Here is a 20,169-nt window from a genome sequence, read left to right on the forward strand (position 1 = left end):
TTTTAGCGTTTTATATAATACACTTCCGTGATTTTTTTGTTTTCAACTACATACATGACTACATATTCCTTGGCAGTTCCGCCTTTTTCGTATATTACTTTTTCTTGATCGATGATTTTGTTATCGGTAACAATTCGCTTTTCGATAAAACTGAATAATTCAGGTGTTTTTTTGAAAAATTCCCCATAATATTCAATGAGTTTGGATTTTCCTTCGTATCGTAATTTTTTTGGAAAATCATATACCTTAATATCATCACTAAACAAGGAAGCATACGCTTTGATGTCGCGATCATTGTAAGTTTCCATTTGTTTTTGGGCTATAATATTGATTTCGTTAGATTCTTGTGCGTTTGCAAACGAAACACATAGCATTACAATAAGGAGTAGTTTTTTCATGACGAAGTATTTTATGGAATATATAATTTAATCTCTTACATAGTAAACTTTTGCTATTTTTTCATCTACAATTTTATAAATGACAACGACTTTTGAGTAGTTTTCATCTGAATATTTAACTTGTTCTTCATCAATGACAGTGTTTCCAATAACCGTTCTTTTTACGACTTTACAATGTAAATCAGGATAGTATTCAAATAGTTTTTCCCATCCTATTTTGAAATTTTCTTTCCCTTTTTCCTTTAAAATATCTGGAAATGTATAAATTTCAATAGCATCACTGTAGGTTTCTAAGAAAGCCGCTACGTTTCCTAAATTGTAGGCATTTACTTGTCTTTGCACAATATTTTCGGGAGATTCCACCAACACATCTTCAGCCTTAAAAATACTTCCAGCTTTTACGACATGACTAATTTGTTGTAATGCTTTTAAGTTTTCCAAAGGATTATTTTCTAAAATGATGAGATCTGCAAGTTTTGCAACTTCGATACTTCCAATTTCGTTGTCTTTGTCTAATACTTTTGCAGCATTAATGGTGGAAGCTTGAATAATTTCTAAGTTCGACAATCCAGCTTTTTGCATCAATTCTATTTCTTCTTGATAGGAAGTTGCATGCAATGTTCCAATATTTCCAGCGTCTGTTCCTGTAGCAATATTGATGTTTTTTTTTTGTAATGCTTTTAGGTTTTCTGATTCAATTCTATTTTCTTCAATTTGCCGTTTTTTATAAGCGATATTGTTTCTTTTGTACAGCTCAAACTGTTTGTCATTGTTCAACTGTTTATGATCTGAAAAACTTTTGATAGGGAATGGATTTGCAAGTCGAAGTTCCGTATTTGAAAATGTAATTTCTTGTGTAAATGCTTCCGTGTATTTATCACTCACCATTAATGTTGGAATGTAACTCACATTGTTTGAAGCAATCATTTTTATAAATTCTTCATCAATCGGTTCTCTAACACTATGCACCAAAATATCGGCTTTGGCTTTGATGGCGCGTTTTGCAGTTTCCAATTGTGTAGCATGCACGGCTACTTTTAGATTGTGTTTGTGACTTTCTTCAATAGTAGCTTTTACAATTTCATAATTTGCATCTGCGTCGCCTCTATTGATATACCAAATTTTGATAAAATCGGGTTTAAAAGGCACTTGCTTTTTCACCAAATCAATAGCTTCTTTTGGCGTATTTACTTTCATAATCGGACTATCTTCAATGTCGAACGCTTTTGGCTGATAGGTTGAAATTAAAGGTCCTGTAAGGTAAATATTTGGATAGGAAGTATTGTCACTATACAAATCTCGAACTTTATAATTGTATAAAGGTCCGCCAACGTCGATAATCGTGGTAATTCCTGATTGTAAGTAGCGTTTTAATGCATCAGGAGCGTTTTGTCGAAGCCATTTGCGTTCGTCTTCATACGGTCTAAATTTGGTTAAATCGATTGCATCAGGACGTGTATACAAACTTCCCGATTGAAACAGATGTATATGACTGTCAATTAAGCCAGGTAACAACCATTTTCCAGTTCCATCAATTTTGATAACAGTTGTATCAGTGACAGAAATTTTCTTTTGAATGGTTTCAATTTTTTTATCTTTAATTAAAACACTTCGAACTTTTTCTTTCCCTGTTGTCACATCAATAACTGTAATGTTTTCTATCAAAATCGATTCTCCTTTCGGATTCATTTTGATGCTTTTCACTTTTACAACTTCTTCTTGTGCATAACCAATTGAAACACTAAACAGGATTAAAAAAATAAGCTTTTTCATACCTTTACTATTCTTTTTCAAAACGATTGCGTGCTTCCGTTCCAATTTTTAGTTGCATAATTTGATTTTCTACTTTACGTGAGAAATCAGTGTCTGCAATAGTAGCTACGTTGTCTAAGTAACGAATGACTTCTTGCTTACGAATTTCGGCAAAATCGAGTCCTTTCATGTTCGATGTCATCAATTCTTTTAACATTGCCAACTTGGTATCGTAATCTTTTAAGAAATACAATTCTGGATTTTCAAACCAATCTTCTTCCAAGTTAAAATCCGTTAAACGTAACGAAATCGCACTTTGAATGTTTCGGATATCTCTTGAAGAGAAAAATGGAAATTCTTTCTGAACGGCTCCGTATAAGTTGGAATAAAAAGTGTGTGAATCTAACGAATCTTGTGCCAACACTTTATCATAAATAATAGCAATTTTTTCCTCAGAAGGTTTTTCAATTTGTCCTAAAATTTCTCCAGCATTTGCCGCCAAACCTTGATCGCTCAAGTATTTGTATTCAGGATGATTTTTCATAGAAACAAATCCTGGCAAGGTTTTTTCAATTTTGGACCACCAAATATAATCTTGATCTAAGAAATCGTGTTCTGTACGTGCGCCGTCAATTTTAAAACGTCCTTGAATTCTAGAAATTACCGCTTTGTCCAATTGTTCAGGCAAGTTGGTAAATAATCCGATAGAACTGTTTCCATGATTTACCGCATATGCACCTTCCGTATAGCGTAAAAATACACCAATTACTTCTTTTACACCTGCCGAAACACCTTGTGCCGTACGTTCTTGTAAGTTGTTTTCTGCATCGTCAATTGGTGCAAAAATCAAGCGTGTAGGATCTTGCATGGGTTTCATCCATTGTACCATTTTCTCAGCAGATCCACCTTGAAACGTAGAAACTACGGTGTCTGGCATTGGGTGAAATAAAAATGGAATATCTAAATGATCGCAACGTTCTTTCAACATGGTTGCAATGGCTGCAATTAACATACTTTTTCCAGTTCCAGGAATTCCGTAGCCCATAAATACGGGCATGAATCCGCCCAATTCTTGAAAAGGATTTCGTTTGGTTGCAATGTCATAACTCATTAAACGCTCAACCAAACGTTTGGCAAAGTGTTTTGCATCTTTGTTTCCAACAATTTGTTCAAAACGAATTGGATTAAATTCTATACTTGTGGCACTTCCTGTAAAAGCGGTTTCCCAACCTGCAATAGAAAATTCTGAATCTTCCAATTGATACGTTCTGTCCGTAATTACTTCTGTATAATTTAACGCGCCTTTACGTTGTACAATTTCATTTATATAAGCTTCAAAATAAAGCACGGTAAAATCAATCACATCTTGTTCAGAGTTGATCAAGTTTGGATGATTCATGTATTTGTCATAGTAAAACAACTGACATGAGATTCCTTTCATGGGAGATAAAAAGGAAACTTCAGGAATTCCTGCAAATTTGTTTTGCATTACTTTATTGTCTTCCGAAGCTTTCTCCTTCATTTTAGACAGTATATAATAGGATACGCTAAACAGCATAAACGCAGTTGCCGTTTGTTGTTTTGATTCGTATTCTTTGCGTTGCTCTCCAGACAATCCAGCTCTGTTTTCTTGTAAAATAAACAATCCAGAAGCATCATAATAACTATCTCTAATCCATAAACCAATTGCCAACGCTTCTTGTAAGTTGAATAAGCTTTCATTCAGCGCAAGCGGTAATGCAACAGAATCTGGCAATAAGCGTTTCTTTAAACTTAAAATCGTTTTTGAGATCGAAATTGTATTCGCGCCAGCATTTCCATTGGCTTTTGATAAGTATAGTAAAATATCTTCTTGCTCTTTATTTCCGTCTCTGTTACGTGCTTTATACCCTTGTTCCCATTGCACGCCTTTGATGAACGAAGAAGCTTCTTCGCGTAATATTTGTAATTCCGTTTTCTTGATAGGAAAAGTCGGTTGTTTCTCCATGTATGTTTTTTATTTTGTTGTTTGTTGTTTGTTGTTCGTTGTTTGTTGCTCGTTGATTCGTTTTCGCTCTCGACTTCAATTTCAACTTCAAACTCTTAACAGTCTTGTCTATAATCTATCTTCTATGTTCTTTTTTCAAAGTTCTTCTTAGCAACATATTATAATGATCGTTATTCGCTATTCGATCTCAACTTCAATTTCAACTTCACGATCTATTCTCTATTCTCTATTCTCTTTTTCGAATTCAGTTTCAATTTCAACTTCGATCTCAACTTCAATTTCGATCTTCTGGAAGTTCTTCCACTTCAAAAGGTTCATGATGCAAGTGAATTACCGTATCAGGAATAGCGCCATATAACAATTGAATTACGCGGTGTGGCGCCAAGATGTAATTGTGTTTTACAACATCGCTCCAAACTTGAATGACTTGTTTTTTAAACGATAATAAATCATTACTCACTTTTGATGAATTGACAGCGTTTATAGTTTCTACGGCAGTGCTCAATGCATAAGAATTCATCTGTACTTCTTTTTGTGCAATGGCTTTTAACAGCGCATGCGTCGTATCATGATCGTCTTTTGAAAAGATACTGTGCAAAATGCCCAAATCGACACGTTTTATTTTTTGTGGATGTACATTTTTCAGGCGTTTATCAATCATGTAGGCCATATTGTTCAAATCTTGATAACGATCGGCACAATCTTTTATGGTGTTATAAATTTCCTGTTCTATTTTGTCATCGTGTTTGTAGTCGAAATACATAAAACATACAAAAGGTCTGTTGAGTGTAACGTCATAAAAAGCCCAATCGAGCACATACGTTGCAAACGAACTTTTCGTTTTTTTAATCTTCCCAATAACAAATTTTTGGAATATTTTATCTTCCTGAATCATGTTGTAATACAACGAAGACGAAGCTTCAAACAAATCGCGTTTGCTCACGTGTTGTTTGCTTACCATGAGTTGATGAATAAACTTTTCCTTATAAACTTTTGCGTCAGGAAGTTTGGCTTTGAACTCATCTTTTAAATCCAAATCGTTATGAATGTAGCGCAATTCTAAATAGTTTGGAAATCCAGATTCGGTCAAATCTATTTTCATGCGTTCTTCATCAAAACGATATTTCAATTCCATGGCTCTCAGTGAAAACGCCAATCGTTTGCAATATTCTTCTAAGGATTTTAGCTCTTCTTTTGTGCAAATTCGGTAATGATTCCATTCCACCAAATTAATTTCAAATTCATCCAATACATGCTTTACCATTTTATAATATAGCTCGTATTGTGCATCCGAATCTAAAATTGCGGCATCAAGTGGCGTTGTGATATCGTTTATAGACATTAAAACGAAGTTGTGTTAATAGTTAATATTTTTTGGGCATGTCCACCAATTGAAAAAATTGGCGGTCAGGCTTTCGGCAGTCGCTCTCGTTCGTCATGCTGAACTTGATTTAGCATCTCACTCGTAGCTCCAACAAAGCCTCAATCCTTCATGCAAGTTTGGAACTTCCGAACCGGTAGAAATTAAAAAAAGAGCTCCGACAAAGCTTCTATCCTTCATGCGAAACTCTTTTATATATGTTCAAGAAATTATCCTAACAAATCATCGGATCCACCATCGTTTGTTGGTGCAGGATTTCCGCCGCTTGGCGCGTCGTTTCCTCCCGTATTTCCAGTTGATGGATTGTCATTGTTTTTATAATATTCTTCAAATAATTCTTTCATGTCAATTCCGTAACGATCAGCGAAGTTCTTACGAATTTCCACATCTTTCTCCCGAATTTCTTGTAATGATTCTGCATAACTTCCGTAAATACCTTTCATTACTTTTTCGTGAACAGGAATGTTTTCCATCATATCTTGACGTGCTCTTGCACTTGCTGTGTGCATTGCCGCTAGCGTTTCTCCAATTTTTTCATCCGTTTTGATTCCTAAATGCTCTAAAATTGCCGCAAATTCTTGATCTGTTCTTGCTTTTAAAGCAACTACATAACCATCGTAGTAACGAACACGTTCTTCTGTATCTGATTTCAGTTTTGCTCTATGTGTTTGCAAGTTGCTACGTAACGATGTCAATACTTTGATCGTTAAGTTGTGTTTGTGTACAAAACTATCTTTACTTGCTGCCAACGTAATGTAAGCCGTGCGTAAACCTTCTAGTTCTTCTACAGATTGTTCTAGCTTTGTAACTTTAGACAATGCTTCAGAATATTCAGGTGATTGTTTGTCAACTACTTCTTCCAATCCTTGTCGTGCTTGACTCAACAATGATTTTTCCGTTTCCAGCTTTTCTTCAACTTCTTTCTTTTTCTCTAAAGCTTTCGTGTGGTTTTTACTTGCTTCTACAATCGCAACTTGAAGTTTGTCTTCAACTTCTTTGATTTCCACTTCACGATCTTTCAATCGTTTTACCGCAGCCTGACTTTTAAATGAAAGTTCTTTTAATAAGGTTTCGGTATCTGAACTTTCAATTCGCTTTTGAAACATTTCTTTTGCTTTCGAATCGGCAAATTTGCGTGTTTTTTCAGCTTGATCTAAATCTGCTTTCGTGCTTTTGATCTTTGATTTTCGTCCCCAAAGATTATTCCACCACGTATCTGGTTTGTTTAGTGCTTCTTGGTATTCTACTTTTGCTTTTTCAAGATCTTTTTGCGCATTATCAATGACGCGTTGTTCTTCATCATTTAAGGTTGAAAAACGCTCAAATATAATTCCTACTTCGTCTTGATAATCTGTTAAGTCTTTGATGGCATCTAACAAAGAAGTACGATCTTTTTCAGCCATATCTACAACATTATCTAATGTTGCATTTAGTATTTTTTGACGTACTTCTGGACTGTCTTCTTGCGCTAGTTTCGACTTCATTTGGTCGATCGCTTTTCCCCAATCTACTTTATCGTTTGATTTTTGTTCTTGTTGTGATCCTGAAGTTTCCAGTAAATCAAATTCGTCAGCCATATAGTATTAAGTTTATTGTTAATGAATGTTCTTTTTGGTTAATTGTACCTTCGCTATATTACTCAAATTTCATTCATGAGATTGTCATAAATGAAATGATTTTTTCAAGTAATTTCTAAAGATAAAGAATTTAAATTATACGTATCCAAAAAACTTAAAATGTTACGGATTTCCACAATATTTTAAAAAAATGAACTATGAGTAAGGTAGATTTTTATTGTTGTAAGCGCTGAATTAAGTCCTTCGGTGCTTTCCAATTCAAGGTATTTGCAATATGGTTTTGAATTTCTTTAATTTCTGCAGCCGTTGGGTTTTGAGGTGCTTTCTCTAAATAGCGTACAATTCCATATGCTTGATGAAAGCTAGGGTAAATTTCTTCAACTTCTTTAAAAGCTTGTTTGGCGTTTTTTAAGTCTCCATTGACTAAATGGGTAAATGCTTCACGTTCTTTAGCAATTGCACGATCGTATTTGGATATTTTTTCCTGAATTTCTTCAGATGCATTCAAACTTTCTTTCAAGTTTGAATTATTAGAAGCAAACGTATTAACGGCACTTGTTACTTTTTTAGCTTCTTCAGGTGTTCCTGTCATAGCTTTATTTTTCAGATGATTGTCAATAGATTTTTGAATTTTTGCCACTAAGACGTCATTATCGAGAATTTCATTCAAAATATCACGTAAAATTACAGTGCGTTCTGCGGTAGTATCTTTGAATACTTGGTCAACAATGGTTTGAGTTAACTTCAATTGTTCCAAACGGTCTTCCGATTTTTTTACAGTGTATTGAAAAAAATAGCCCATTCCTGCAAGAATTATTGGAAAAATAAAAAACTGTAACCATAAATTGAAGTTTCGTTTCTTTTCAAGTTTTGCAACTTTTTCTTTGAGTTCGTTAAATTCCTTTTCGTCCATAATGTGGTATTTTAAGTCAGTAGTGATGCTTTTTATTTCATTTAAATATAAGATAATTAGTACTATTAGGCAATTTGTGTCTTTTTCCTCATTAATACTAACGATCAAAAAATACGTATAATTAAGTATTGTACTAGGTGTGATTTTGATAGATATTTATACAAACCAAAAACACGACTATATGAAACCATCTAAAACAACTATTGAAATCGGAAATGAATTTCAAGAAGTAGAAATTTATTATGATAAAGAAAAAGAATCACAACTTACCATTGCCATTAATAAGAATCAAGTGACTGTTTCTCAGGAGTAAAATGATTCTGTTTCCTCAATATTAAGGAAGTAAAAACAATCAATATTGACGATTGTTTCCACCATTATTTTGAATGAACTTTGTTGTAAACTATTAAAAATCAAAATTTATGGAAACAACGACTACCAAAACTGAAATTGCAAACGAATTAGAAACAACAAGCATGTTTTGCGGACCTGATGAATCCAAAGACACAGCACAACCCGAAAGTGGTAAAGACACTGAAACAGTAGATCCTAACTCAGATGGCGGAGGAAATAATGGAGAGTCGAAGGAAGGAGAAGAAAGACCAGGAGGGTTTTAATTAATGCTAAAAACTTTACAATCTTAAAAGGCTTTACTTATCTTTATAGAGAGTTAAGCCTTTTATTTGTTATCTCAAAATACAAATACCTACATGAAGTTACCATTTTATATACTTTATCTTTTTATTTTTTTTATAGCATTTCCAGCTCATAGTCAGGATAATGCTAAAATCGATAGTATGAAAGCTATTCTACCTTTACAAAAAGGAATTTCTAAAATAGAAACATTAGATGAACTTGCATGGGTATTGCGGTATAAAAAAGATTCTACAGGAATAAAATATGCTTTGGAGTGCTTGAAATTAAGTCGAGACGAATCTAATTATATTTATGAAACTAACGCGCTAAACATACTTGGGAAAATAGCGAAAGAACAAGGACGATTTGAGGACGCAGAAAAATATCTCAATGAAGCTTTGGCAATTTCCAAGAAAAACGATCACAAACATGGTATTGCAAGAGGCTATAACGAACTAGGGTTTTTTTATAAAAAAATAGAAAGAAATATAGAAGCCATTGAGGCTTTTTTATATAGTTATGAGCTATTTGAGGAAATGGGGAATTCAAGAGGAGCTTTAAAAGCCATTACCAATTTAGCTAAATTGTATAAAGATATAGAAGCATATCCAGAAGCATTAAAGTATTATTTAAAGTGCTTAGAGTTTGGAAAAAAACATAATGATACAAACGGTTTGGCCATTGTCTACAGAGATTTAGGAACGTTGAGTAAGTATCAAGAAAACTATAATGAAATGCTTGACTATTCTTTAAAGTCAAAAGCGCTTTTTGAAAAGTTAGAAAAACACATTGATGTATTTAACGTTAATATTCAAGTAGGAGAATCTTATTACTATTTAGGTCAAGAAGAAAAATCAAAACAAATATATTTGGAAACGCTACAAATGGTTTCTGATTTCAATATAAAAGATGCCTCTAATTTATATCATAATTTTGCCGCACTTTATGATGAGCTGAATGTAAAAGATTCAGCATTATTTTACTATAAAAAGGCAGAACATATATATGAAGTGAATACTGATTATAAACGATTGTCTAAAACTTATAACAACTTAGGAAGTCTGTATCTTGATTTGGATTCTTTAGGTGAAGCTTTTAAAAATTTCAATAAAAGTTTAGCACTTCAACAACAAGTTAAAGATTCTTCTTTATTACAAAATACGTATAATTTATTATCAGAATTTTATATAAAAAGCAATGATTTCAAAACGGCGCTAGCTTATAAAGATTCTTCATCAACTGTTAAGGATAAATTTTACAGTACCATCAAAAAGGCAGACCGTTACGATGTGAAATACATAGATAAAAAACGAAAATTAGCAGTTCTTGAGAAAGAAGAAATTATTTCAAAATACGCTATACAAGAAAAAAATAATCTCATCATTTGGCTAGCTATTATATTGTTAGCGGCTTTGATATTATTTTTTGCCTTTACGAGAGTAAAAAAACTAAAGCAACAAAAAAAACTAGCAGAATTGGCATTTGAACAGCAAAAAATTGAGGCACAATTAGTAAAAGAGCAACAAGAAAAGAAGCTAGAAGAAATGCTGAAAGAGCAAGAACGAAAAGCCATTACGTCCATGATTAGTGGACAGGAAGAAGAACGTGAACGCATTGCAAAAGACCTTCATGACCGATTGGGAAGCATGTTGTCCGTCGTGAAAATTCATTACAAATCGGTGGAAGAAGATTTAGAAAAGATAAAAAACGAAACAAAATCACAATATGAAAAAGCCAATCAATTATTAGATGAAGCCTGCGAAACCGTTCGGAAAATTGCACATAACATGCTTTCAGGAACGTTGACAAAATTTGGGCTAGTTCCCGCATTAAAAGAGCTCAAACAAAAAATTGAGGAAACCAAAATGCTTCAAATAGAATTATTGTCTCACGGTTTGGACAATCGATTAGATAATACGACGGAAATTCAACTATATCGTATCATTCAAGAATTATTAAATAATATTTTAAAACATGCCAATGCAACCGAAGTGACCATCCAACTATTAAAAAGAGAAGTAGATTTAAATATTATGATTACAGATAATGGCGTTGGTTTCGATATACATTCTAGTGAATATGAAGGAATGGGCTTAAAAAGTATCAAAGCACGTGTTGCAGAAATGAAAGGGAATGTACTAATCGATTCAAGCAAAGGAAACGGAACTACAATTACAATAGAAATACCTACCATGAAATAAATAGTTATATGACACAAAAAAAAGAACTCAACATCATTATTGCAGATGACCATCAAATTGTCATTGATGGACTAAAATCATTATTAATTCAGCAACCACATATCAAAGTTGTCGGCGAAGCAGCAAATGGGAAAGAAGCGTTAGATTTAATAGAAAACAACGACATTGACATTGCGGTATTAGATATAAGTATGCCAGAAATGAATGGAGTTGAAGCAACAAAAATTATCAAACAACAATATCCCGACATAAAAATTTTAATCCTAACCATGCACGATGGAAGCGAATTTATTCACGAACTTGTTGAAATTGGTGCTAACGGATATATCTTAAAAAATAGAGGAAAAGAAGAATTTGTTGAAGCGCTGGAAACCATTTCTACTGGCGAAGAGTATATAAAGGGACAAGTGCTAAATACATTGTTAAAAGCAGTTCGAAAACCAAAGCCCAAAGCGGTTCAATTTACCAAAAGAGAAAAAGATGTATTGCGATTAATTGTGGATGAACACACAACATCTGAAATATCAGCAAAGCTCAACATTGCCAATAGTACAGTAGAAACGCATCGTCGGAATTTAATAGAAAAAACAGGTGTAAAAAGTTCCTTAGGTCTAGTTCGATACGCTATAGAAAACGGACACGTATAATTTTCATGAAATATATGATTGTTGCCAACTTAACAAGCTCCTCAAATTTGAGGAGCTTTTTTCTTCCTCAATATTGAGGTTTTCTTACGTAGCGGAATCCGTGATCTTTGTAAGTGTATGAATATCAAAAACCACCAAAATATGAGAAGAGCTTTACTTGTAGGAATTAATCATTACAAAAAAAATCCACTCAAAGGCTGTATACCTGACGTAAAACGGATGCAGGAAGTCATTGCCAAACATGAAAATGACGATCCAAATTTTGACTGCAAACTAATTGTTTCTAATCCTGACACATACAATATTACAATTGCCAGTCTAAAAAATCAAATTCACGATTTATTCAATCATGAAGCTGAGGTTGCGTTGCTCTATTTTTCAGGACATGGCTTTGCTACAGATTTAGGCAGTTATTTAGTAACACAAGATGCCGAAAAATTTAATGAAGGCGTGAGTCTGAGTGAAGTGATTACCATGGCAAACAATTCCAACGTTAGCGAAGTCATCATCATTCTCGATTGTTGCCACAGCGGTGACATCGGAAACTTTGTAGCACTTGGCGAACGAAAAGCATTATTACGAGAAGGAGTTTCATTACTAACCGCAAGTAGAGACACACAATACGCAATGGAACGTGGCGGTTATGGTGTATTTACTTCAATCATTTATGATGCATTGCAAGGTGGTGCAGCAGACATTTTAGGAAAAGTAAACGTTGCCAGAATGTACAATTATATAGATATCATGTTAGATTCTTGGAAACAGCGACCAATCTTTAAATCGCATGTGTCTAAAATGATTCCACTTCGAAATTGTGAACCTAAAATTCCACTTGAAATCCTTAGAGAGCTTCCAAAATACTTTGACGAAAAAGATGGCTTTCAATTATCAAAAGACTACCTAGCCAATCCAGGAAAAGAAAACGGATTAACTATCGTAATGGCCCACTTGCGGGCATATCATGCAAATGGTTTATTGCTTCCAGAAAGTGGAATGACATCGCTTGATGAATGTGCTGCACTTAATAAATCTTGTAAACTAACATCTCTAGGAAAATACTATAAAAATTTAGCGATAAGTGGGAGAATCTAATTAAAGCAAAACAATGAATCCATTAGAAAAATATAGATTAAGTCAGGATATTTTTTTCTCTCTTCAGGCTAAATACAGTATTAGAGATATCATAAGAATTTTACATAAATATCAAATAGATATTGATACTGTAAATATGTACACTCAAGATGAAATAAAAGAAATATTAGTTAACACTGTTGATGATACAGTATTTTCAATTGCTAATGATTTAAATATAACATTAGCTAATTACAAGATTAATTATAAAAACAAAAAATACGCTAGAGAAGAAAAAGAGCAAAAAGATACTTCAAACAATTTATACACTAATATAAAAAATATTTTTACGCTAGATAATTTGATAAATATTACCATCGCACTTTTAGTTCCAAGACTCATATTTTTACTATTAAAATGGTCAAATGAGAATGGTGGCGCTGCAGCTATAACTTCATTATTAAAAGATATTTCACTAAATATAGGCATGGAAGAAGGTATTGGTGTATTTGTGTTTCTAGGAATATTAGCTTATGTACTTTCATCTTATTATGTAGAAAAATTTTTTCTATATAAAATTTATAATAAGAGGTTGAAGAATAATTTTTTAACTCAAGAAGTTCTTGATCTTATTGATACCTATCCAATTTCTACGCCTTTACGACAAAAGCTAAAGTCCAAATATATTTTTCCAAGCTTAAAAAACAATAAAAACACATGAATCCAGTAACACAACACCGATTAATTCAAGACATCTTCTTTTCATTACAAACCAGTCACAGTATGAAAGAAATGGTCAGTATCCTCAGCGGATACGGAATTACAAACGAGTCAGTTAACGATTATACACAAACGGAAATCAAAAAATTGTTGGCAACCGCTTCCGATAAAGTATTATTACTTATTGCGGATGATTTAAAAATTGATACCTCAAACTATGTCATTCAAGAAAAAACAAGAGGTAAAACTGTTACTAAACCCAAAGAGAAATTCTTAAAAAAGGTCTTTGTAAGTCATTCTAGTAAAGATAAAGATGTCGTAACGAGTTTTGTACAGATTTTAGAAGTCATAGGAATTTCTCCAGAAAATATTTTTTGTACGTCTTTAGAAGGGTATGGTACAGGATTGGGCAATAACTTCATCGAAGAAATTGAAGCGCGTTTGGACGAAGATGTATTAGTATTCTTTATGTTGTCTGATAACTTTTATCAATCGCCAATGTGTTTGATAGAAATGGGCGCGGCTTGGGCAAAAACTAAAAGTCAAATCTCCGTAGCCATTACACCTTTTGAGTTGGGGAAAATAGAAGGTGTGTTTAAGCATTTTCAAGGAATTCAAATTGACAATGATCTTCATTACGATATGCTCAAAGAAACGTTGGAAGCAAAATTTGGCTTAGAACCCAAACGTCCGTTAGTATGGAGTCCGAAACGAAATATATTTTTAAATATGATTAAGCAGCAGTTGGGGAGTTAGTGAAAATTAAAATATCTAGTTGAATTTAGTAATGTATGAATCCAAAAGAAAAAACGAATGAAAATTCCATACTGTTAAATGTAGTAATTGCGGTATTTACAATGTTTTTAGTGGTGCGAAAAAATTACTTTAATTACTATAAAACAAAAGCAATAATTGGACTCATTGGTGGAACTACATTTTTTATATTTTTTATTGATAATAAAGGAATTGTCTTAATTATAACCGCGCTCATTTTAGTAAGTTTTTTGGAAATTACAGATCATCATTTATGGAAATATCCACCTTTTTCTTGGATGTATATCGTAAAAAACTTTTCGGGGACTTATAAAGGACGTCAATTAAACATGTATTTCTCAGAATTCAAAGAAAGCTTTTATAAAAAGGAAATATTTAAGGAGTGTAGGCAGGATTTAGAATTGACTATAGTTATCCATCAAACTGGTAGCAAAATAAATGTCAATTTTTTCTACTATGATACAAGTAGTAAAAAATCATCTAAACACAAATGTGATCAAGTTATTGTGTCGAAAACTGATGATGATCAACATTACATGCTAACGTGTCATTATGGAGATATTGGGACATTGGAAAAAGGAGGTCATCATGAAACAATGATTCTAAAATTTATAAAAAGAAATAGAAAATATCATATTGAAGGTGGCTGTTATGATAATCGAAAATTACAAGCTCGTGGGAAATTTGTGGATATTAAAAAAGTGAGTTCATCAAAAGATCATCCTTTTTAGAAAATTAATAATTTAAACTATAAAGTTATGAAGCACTATTACATTTATTTAAGCATACTTTTTTTAAACTTGGGTTGTGAAACCAAAACAGATTATATATATGATTATCAAAATTTCATGTATGAAGTAAAAACTAATTGGAAAGAGTATTCTGAGAATGATTGGGTAGAACAAACGAAAGTTTTTGAGAACTACAATCTTAATAATTATGACAAACATCAAAAAGATTTAACTCCAGCAGAAAAACTTAAACTAATTCGATTTGAATTTTGCTTTCATTTTTACAAAGGAGATATCTCTCTAAAGAAATTAGTTAAAGGCGAATATAATCAAGTCATTGGAGATTATTTGCAAGCCTTTTGGAAAGAAATCATGAAAATTTGGGAAGAAATTCTTCAAGGTGTAAAAGATATAAGAACTGAAGGTCTTGTTACAATAGTTAATCAGATACTACAGTAAAAATCTTTGGCACTTTTCTTGATGCATGTTGGCAACATTAAAACCATTTTATGAAGCCAAAAATTACACTATTTCTTCTGTTGTGTTGTTTTGCCTGTGCACTTACCAATGCACAAGGAAAATTAAATAGAGCCAAGGAAGATCTTTCTAGTACTAATTCCAGTAGTTCTTCAAGTTCCAGTAGGAGTTCTGATCAAGATTATTATGACAATGCAGGTTATTTCGATGGCGTGTTCATTGAATTAGCATATTACATTAGTTATGGTGTATTGTTTGGCGACATGGAATCACGGTACTTTTACAAATATCCTTATGCCGAAGGTTCGCACGGAGAATATTCGTTTCCAGAAGAAAATGTACCTTCAAAAAGAAGTCAGTTGATCATTTCGAATACATTTTTCGCCAGTGGGAAAGAATTCTATGGAAATAACACATCACTTAACTTTCGATTTCTCCCATTACTAGGAATTGAAGCCAATCATTTGCATTTCTTTGAGCAAAACCCGAAAGAAGAATTAAGTGTCAATTCTATAATGATTAATTATTATCGCGTTCGTGAACAATATGTTACTGCATATTGGGGCGTGGGAATTACACATGTTGGAAGTGGAGTAGACGATACGGGATTTGCATATCAAGTTGGACTTGATGTCTATCTAAAAAAGCCCTACAGTTTAGGAATTTCTTGGAAACAAAGTCTGATCAATGATTCAACAGTGGACGAACTTAAACTTCTCGTACGTCGACATCTAAAACGTGTTTCAATTCATGGCGGTTATCATCATTACAAACTAGGAAGCGTAACGATTAATGCTGCAGGCGTTGGTTTAGACTATCGTTTTTAACGGAACAAACTACTTTTTTCCGCCAACAAGACTGCCGATTAATGCAGCCAATCCAAGTCCAATCATAATATAAGCATTGGTGTTATCTTGTTGTTCAAATTCAACAATTGCAAGATCAACCGAAGTTTCAGGAGCAATAACCAAATAAACTCCGTAAGCTACCAAAGCAATTCCAACAATTAATAATACGAGCTTGACTGTTTTGTTCATAATTGTATTTTTTTGACTTTCTACATGTTAATATAGAAAAATTTAGCAGAAATAAAAACATAAAAAAATCGCATTGATCTTTCAATGCGATTTTTTATGTAAAATTATAAGTGCCGTTTTGTTCTGTCCTAATCTATGACCTAACAGCAAAGCGGTCCTACATCTCTTTAAAATTTATCCTTTAATAACACCTCTAGAAATTACAATTTTTTGAATCTCAGAAGTTCCTTCGTAAATCTGTGTAATTTTTGCATCACGCATCAAACGCTCCACATGATATTCCTTCACAAAACCATTTCCACCATGAATCTGAACAGCTTCCACTGTATGTTCCATCGCTACTTTAGAAGCAAATAACTTTGCCATAGCACTTTCCATATCATAATTCTCTTTTGCATCTTTCTTACAAGCCGCTTGCATCACTAAATGACGTGCCGCTGTAATATCAGTGTACATATCAGCTAATTTAAAAGCAATCGCTTGGTGGTTGCAAATTTCAGTTCCAAAGGCTTTACGCTCTTTAGAATATTTCAATGCCAATTCATACGCTCCAGAAGCAATTCCTAAGGCTTGCGCAGCAATTCCAATTCGTCCACCAGATAAAGTTTTCATGGCAAACTTAAATCCAAATCCATCTTCGCCGATACGATTCTCTTTCGGAACTTTAACATCATTAAACTGTAATGTATGTGTATCACTTCCGCGAATTCCTAACTTGTCTTCTTTAGGTCCAATATCAAAACCAGGCGTTCCTTTTTCAACAATAAAAGCATTAATTCCTCTATGTCCTTTATCTCTATCCGTTTGTGCAATTACTAAATATGTATCAGCGCGTCCACCACTTGTAATCCAGTTTTTTGTCCCGTTAATCACATAATGATCGCCCATATCAATAGCAGTTGTTCGTTGCGAAGTAGCATCACTTCCTGCTTCAGGTTCGCTCAAACAAAATGCACCTACATGCTCTCCTGTTGCTAACTTTGTTAAATATTTTTGTTTTTGTTCTTCAGTTCCATACGCTTCTAATCCGTAGCATACCAAAGAATTATTTACAGATACAATTACAGAGGCAGAAGCATCAATTTTTGACAATTCTTCCATAATCAAAACATATGAAATTGTGTCCATTCCGCTTCCTCCGTACTTAGGATCAACCATAATTCCCATAAAACCTAATTCGCCCATTTTGCGAACCAATTCTTGAGGAAATTCTTGTTTGTTGTCACGCTCTATAACGCCAGGAAGTAACTCAGTTTTTGCGAAGTCTCTAGCAGCATCGCGTATCATCATATGTTCTTCTGTAAGATTAAAATCCATAACTATTATATAATTGTATTAGTAAATTTCTAAAAAGTCGCACAAAGATAATTCTAAAATAGCAGATTTTCAATAATAAGCTTATATTTCTGAGAATTCTTAATTTAAAATCTTCAAAAACTGGATTCAATTGTGAATATTATCCTAAATTGAAGAATCAAATGCTAAAATTTAAATAATTTTACACTATGATTTCATACAAAGTGATTGGTGTCATGTCTGGAACTTCTCTTGACGGAATTGATCTTGCATACATACATTTTCAAAAAACAGCACGTTGGACATTTTCTATCCTAAAAGCGGAAACAATTCCGTACACCAAAGAATTGGAAAACGAACTTCGAGAAGCCATTCACTACGAAAAAGAAAAACTAGCTCAGTTTGATACATATTATACAAAGTATTTAGCAAATGTGATTCTTTCGTTTATCAAAAAACACAATCTCACAACAATTGACGCCGTTTGTTCGCACGGACACACCATTTTGCACCAACCAGAAAAAGGAATAACGTATCAAATTGGAAATCAGGAAATATTAGCAGAAATCATTCAACAAAAAGTAGTGTGCGATTTTAGAGTACAAGATGTTGCATTGGGCGGACAAGGCGCGCCATTAGTGCCAATTGGAGATGAATTGCTGTTTTCTGAATATGATTACTGTGTAAATTTAGGCGGATTTGCCAATGTATCATTTCACAAAGAAGGAAAACGAATTGCCTACGATATCTGTCCCGTAAATATTGTATTAAACAAATATGCCAAACAAATAGGATTTGATTATGATGACAAAGGAAAATTGGCAAAATCAGGCGAATATTTACGCGCTTTAGGAAGCGAATTAGACAACTTGTCGTATTACAAGCAAAAACCACCAAAATCGTTAGGATTAGAATGGGTGCAACAAGAAATATTTCCACGATTGGAAAGTACCAAACGAAAACAAATAGACATTTTACGAACTTTTACAGAACATATTGCGAATCAAATAGCTAAAAACTTTAAAATTCGCAGCAACATATTAATCACTGGCGGAGGCGCGTATAACGATTACTTACTATCAAGAATCAAATTTTACAAAGACGTGCACATTGTGAAACCAAGCGATGAACTCATTGAATATAAGGAAGCGGTTATTTTTGGATTCCTTGGAATTCGTAAGTTGCGAGATGAGGTAAACTGTTTAAAAAGTGTGACGGGAGCTATTAAAAACCATAGTTCGGGAAAAGTCTATGATTTTAAAGTAAATTAACCTAAAAGATGGTAACAATTTTTATATTTGTCTGTAAAGACTCAACATACCAATAAAACTTATTTTTAATTGAAAGAACTACTCAAATTATACGAAAATAAAGCACCAGAAATAGTATTTAACTGGAAAGATCCAGAAACAGATGCAGAAGGATGGACGGTAATTAACTCACTCCGTGGTGGTGCAGCAGGTGGTGGAACAAGAATGCGAAAAGGTTTGGATATGAACGAAGTACTTTCGTTAGCCAAAACGATGGAAGTAAAATTCACAGTTTCGGGTCCTGCAATTGGTGGCGCCAAGTCTGGAATCAACTTCGATCCGCAAGATCCACGAAAAAATGGCGTTTTAAAACGTTGGTACAATGCAGTAGCTCCTTTATTGAAAAGTTATTACGGAACTGGTGGCGATCTAAATGTAGATGAAATTCACGAAGTAATTCCAATTACGGAAGATAGTGGAGTGTGGCATCCGCAAGAAGGTGTCTTTAACGGACACTTTAAACCAACTGAAGCGGATAAAATCAATAGAATAGGACAATTGCGTTTGGGCGTAATCAAAGTCATTGAAAGCGCAGAATATTCGCCAGATGTATCTCGTAAATATACAGTTGCAGATATGATTACAGGTTTCGGAGTTGCAGAAGCAGCACGTCATTTTTATGATATCTATGGTGGATCAATCAAAGGAAAACGTGCCATTGTGCAAGGGTTCGGAAACGTTGGAGCTGCCGCAGCATACTATTTAGCGCAAATGGGTGCAAAAGTAGTCGGAATCATTGACAGAGTTGGTGGTGTGATAAATGAAGAAGGATTTTCATATGAAGAAATAAAAGACTATTTTCTACAAAAAGATGGAAACACGCTAGTTGCAGACCATATGATTTCGTTTGAAGAAATGAATCAACGTATTTGGGAATTGCCAACAGAGATATTTGCACCGTGTGCCGCATCACGACTCATCACGCAAGCGCAAATTGACAAAATGATTGATACAGGTTTGGAAGTTATTACCTGTGGTGCAAATGTACCTTTTGCAGACAAAGAAATCTTTTTTGGACCTATCATGGAACATACCGATCAAAAAGTAAGCTTAATTCCTGACTTTATCTCCAACTGTGGAATGGCAAGAGTATTTGCATATTTCATGGAACGCAGAGTAGCCATGACGGATGAAGCCATCTTTGAAGACACTTCTAAAATTATTAAAAAAGCATTACAAAATACATTCAAGCGAAATGCGTCAAAAGTAGATGTAAGCAAAACCGCTTTTGAAATTGCACTAAAAGAATTAGTATAATAAA

20 protein-coding genes are annotated in these 20,169 nt (G+C 33.5%); 12 read left to right on the plus strand and 8 right to left on the minus strand.

The window, feature by feature from the left end; translation table 11 throughout:
• Positions 1–2 precede the first annotated feature (2 nt).
• The 6 genes from AA089_RS18255 to AA089_RS18280 form a co-directional block, all read right to left on the minus strand.
• A complete protein-coding gene (locus tag AA089_RS18255; protein ID WP_046758434.1) occupies positions 3–398 on the minus strand; it encodes a nuclear transport factor 2 family protein in 396 nt (131 codons plus the stop codon).
• Between the two features lie 27 nt (positions 399–425).
• Complete coding sequence (locus AA089_RS18260; protein ID WP_046758435.1) at positions 426–2,171, minus strand: amidohydrolase family protein; 1,746 nt, start codon at positions 2,169–2,171, stop codon at positions 426–428.
• A gap of 7 nt (positions 2,172–2,178) precedes the next feature.
• Positions 2,179–4,137, minus strand: coding sequence for an AAA family ATPase (locus tag AA089_RS18265; protein ID WP_046758436.1), 1,959 nt, complete (start codon positions 4,135–4,137; stop codon positions 2,179–2,181).
• A 274-nt stretch (positions 4,138–4,411) separates the two neighbouring features.
• Entirely contained in the window at positions 4,412–5,479 is a 1,068-nt protein-coding gene (locus AA089_RS18270) for a hypothetical protein (protein WP_046758437.1), read from the minus strand.
• A gap of 248 nt (positions 5,480–5,727) precedes the next feature.
• A complete protein-coding gene (locus tag AA089_RS18275; protein WP_046758438.1) occupies positions 5,728–7,095 on the minus strand; it encodes a coiled-coil domain-containing protein in 1,368 nt (455 codons plus the stop codon).
• Between the two features lie 214 nt (positions 7,096–7,309).
• A complete protein-coding gene (locus AA089_RS18280) occupies positions 7,310–8,008 on the minus strand; it encodes a hypothetical protein (protein WP_046758439.1) in 699 nt (232 codons plus the stop codon).
• A 181-nt stretch (positions 8,009–8,189) separates the two neighbouring features.
• Here AA089_RS18280 and AA089_RS25695 point away from each other — a divergent pair, with 181 nt between their 5' ends.
• The 10 genes from AA089_RS25695 to AA089_RS18325 all read left to right on the plus strand — a co-directional run bounded on the left by AA089_RS25695 (position 8,190) and on the right by AA089_RS18325 (position 16,092).
• Positions 8,190–8,321, plus strand: a complete 132-nt coding sequence (locus tag AA089_RS25695; RefSeq protein ID WP_262495030.1) for a hypothetical protein — start codon at positions 8,190–8,192, stop codon at positions 8,319–8,321.
• Positions 8,322–8,430: 109 nt separating this feature from the next.
• Positions 8,431–8,625, plus strand: coding sequence for a hypothetical protein (locus tag AA089_RS18285; RefSeq protein WP_046758440.1), 195 nt, complete (start codon positions 8,431–8,433; stop codon positions 8,623–8,625).
• Positions 8,626–8,805: 180 nt separating this feature from the next.
• Positions 8,806–10,845, plus strand: a complete 2,040-nt coding sequence (locus AA089_RS18290) for an ATP-binding protein (RefSeq protein ID WP_046758441.1) — start codon at positions 8,806–8,808, stop codon at positions 10,843–10,845.
• Between the two features lie 8 nt (positions 10,846–10,853).
• Complete coding sequence (locus AA089_RS18295) at positions 10,854–11,492, plus strand: response regulator transcription factor (RefSeq protein ID WP_046758442.1); 639 nt, start codon at positions 10,854–10,856, stop codon at positions 11,490–11,492.
• A 141-nt stretch (positions 11,493–11,633) separates the two neighbouring features.
• Entirely contained in the window at positions 11,634–12,584 is a 951-nt protein-coding gene (locus tag AA089_RS18300; RefSeq protein WP_046758443.1) for a caspase family protein, read from the plus strand.
• A 13-nt stretch (positions 12,585–12,597) separates the two neighbouring features.
• A complete protein-coding gene (locus tag AA089_RS18305) occupies positions 12,598–13,284 on the plus strand; it encodes a hypothetical protein (protein WP_046758444.1) in 687 nt (228 codons plus the stop codon).
• Positions 13,281–14,039 carry a toll/interleukin-1 receptor domain-containing protein gene (locus tag AA089_RS23890; protein ID WP_053002568.1) on the plus strand — a complete coding sequence of 253 codons (759 nt, stop codon included), beginning with the start codon at positions 13,281–13,283 and terminating at the stop codon, positions 14,037–14,039. Before AA089_RS18305 ends, AA089_RS23890 begins: the two co-directional genes overlap by 4 nt.
• Before the next feature lie 35 nt (positions 14,040–14,074).
• Positions 14,075–14,788: a hypothetical protein gene (locus tag AA089_RS18315; RefSeq protein ID WP_046758445.1), complete on the plus strand. Its 714-nt coding sequence runs from the start codon at positions 14,075–14,077 to the stop codon at positions 14,786–14,788.
• A gap of 27 nt (positions 14,789–14,815) precedes the next feature.
• Entirely contained in the window at positions 14,816–15,247 is a 432-nt protein-coding gene (locus tag AA089_RS18320; protein WP_156169116.1) for a DUF6565 domain-containing protein, read from the plus strand.
• Between the two features lie 50 nt (positions 15,248–15,297).
• Positions 15,298–16,092, plus strand: coding sequence for a hypothetical protein (locus tag AA089_RS18325; protein ID WP_046758447.1), 795 nt, complete (start codon positions 15,298–15,300; stop codon positions 16,090–16,092).
• A 9-nt stretch (positions 16,093–16,101) separates the two neighbouring features.
• Here AA089_RS18325 and AA089_RS18330 read toward each other — a convergent pair whose 3' ends face one another.
• On the minus strand, positions 16,102–16,302 hold the full coding sequence (locus AA089_RS18330; RefSeq protein ID WP_046758448.1) for a hypothetical protein: 201 nt from the start codon (positions 16,300–16,302) through the stop codon (positions 16,102–16,104).
• A 174-nt stretch (positions 16,303–16,476) separates the two neighbouring features.
• Entirely contained in the window at positions 16,477–17,619 is a 1,143-nt protein-coding gene (locus AA089_RS18335) for an acyl-CoA dehydrogenase (RefSeq protein ID WP_046758449.1), read from the minus strand.
• A gap of 188 nt (positions 17,620–17,807) precedes the next feature.
• On the opposite strand from AA089_RS18335, the gene AA089_RS18340 reads away from it, so the two are divergent.
• Together AA089_RS18340 and AA089_RS18345 are read left to right on the plus strand one after the other, a co-directional pair.
• The gene (locus tag AA089_RS18340; protein WP_046758450.1) at positions 17,808–18,869 is read left to right on the plus strand and encodes an anhydro-N-acetylmuramic acid kinase; all 1,062 of its coding nucleotides are present in this window, start codon (positions 17,808–17,810) and stop codon (positions 18,867–18,869) included.
• A 69-nt stretch (positions 18,870–18,938) separates the two neighbouring features.
• Positions 18,939–20,165, plus strand: coding sequence for a Glu/Leu/Phe/Val dehydrogenase dimerization domain-containing protein (locus AA089_RS18345; protein ID WP_046758451.1), 1,227 nt, complete (start codon positions 18,939–18,941; stop codon positions 20,163–20,165).
• Positions 20,166–20,169: the final 4 nt, after the last annotated feature.

The sequence above is a fragment of the Kordia jejudonensis genome, from assembly GCF_001005315.1.
Classification (GTDB): domain Bacteria; phylum Bacteroidota; class Bacteroidia; order Flavobacteriales; family Flavobacteriaceae; genus Kordia; species Kordia jejudonensis.

Coding starts and splice junctions, on each gene's coding strand:
- AA089_RS18255 (WP_046758434.1), bottom strand. CDS start 398: ATGAAAAAACTACTCCTTATTGTAATGCTATGTGTTTCGTTTGCAAAC.
- AA089_RS18260 (WP_046758435.1), bottom strand. CDS start 2,171: ATGAAAAAGCTTATTTTTTTAATCCTGTTTAGTGTTTCAATTGGTTAT.
- AA089_RS18265 (WP_046758436.1), bottom strand. CDS start 4,137: ATGGAGAAACAACCGACTTTTCCTATCAAGAAAACGGAATTACAAATA.
- AA089_RS18270 (WP_046758437.1), bottom strand. CDS start 5,479: ATGTCTATAAACGATATCACAACGCCACTTGATGCCGCAATTTTAGAT.
- AA089_RS18275 (WP_046758438.1), bottom strand. CDS start 7,095: ATGGCTGACGAATTTGATTTACTGGAAACTTCAGGATCACAACAAGAA.
- AA089_RS18280 (WP_046758439.1), bottom strand. CDS start 8,008: ATGGACGAAAAGGAATTTAACGAACTCAAAGAAAAAGTTGCAAAACTT.
- AA089_RS25695 (WP_262495030.1), top strand. CDS start 8,190: ATGAAACCATCTAAAACAACTATTGAAATCGGAAATGAATTTCAAGAA.
- AA089_RS18285 (WP_046758440.1), top strand. CDS start 8,431: ATGGAAACAACGACTACCAAAACTGAAATTGCAAACGAATTAGAAACA.
- AA089_RS18290 (WP_046758441.1), top strand. CDS start 8,806: ATGAAAGCTATTCTACCTTTACAAAAAGGAATTTCTAAAATAGAAACA.
- AA089_RS18295 (WP_046758442.1), top strand. CDS start 10,854: ATGACACAAAAAAAAGAACTCAACATCATTATTGCAGATGACCATCAA.
- AA089_RS18300 (WP_046758443.1), top strand. CDS start 11,634: ATGAGAAGAGCTTTACTTGTAGGAATTAATCATTACAAAAAAAATCCA.
- AA089_RS18305 (WP_046758444.1), top strand. CDS start 12,598: ATGAATCCATTAGAAAAATATAGATTAAGTCAGGATATTTTTTTCTCT.
- AA089_RS23890 (WP_053002568.1), top strand. CDS start 13,281: ATGAATCCAGTAACACAACACCGATTAATTCAAGACATCTTCTTTTCA.
- AA089_RS18315 (WP_046758445.1), top strand. CDS start 14,075: ATGAATCCAAAAGAAAAAACGAATGAAAATTCCATACTGTTAAATGTA.
- AA089_RS18320 (WP_156169116.1), top strand. CDS start 14,816: ATGAAGCACTATTACATTTATTTAAGCATACTTTTTTTAAACTTGGGT.
- AA089_RS18325 (WP_046758447.1), top strand. CDS start 15,298: ATGAAGCCAAAAATTACACTATTTCTTCTGTTGTGTTGTTTTGCCTGT.
- AA089_RS18330 (WP_046758448.1), bottom strand. CDS start 16,302: ATGAACAAAACAGTCAAGCTCGTATTATTAATTGTTGGAATTGCTTTG.
- AA089_RS18335 (WP_046758449.1), bottom strand. CDS start 17,619: ATGGATTTTAATCTTACAGAAGAACATATGATGATACGCGATGCTGCT.
- AA089_RS18340 (WP_046758450.1), top strand. CDS start 17,808: ATGATTTCATACAAAGTGATTGGTGTCATGTCTGGAACTTCTCTTGAC.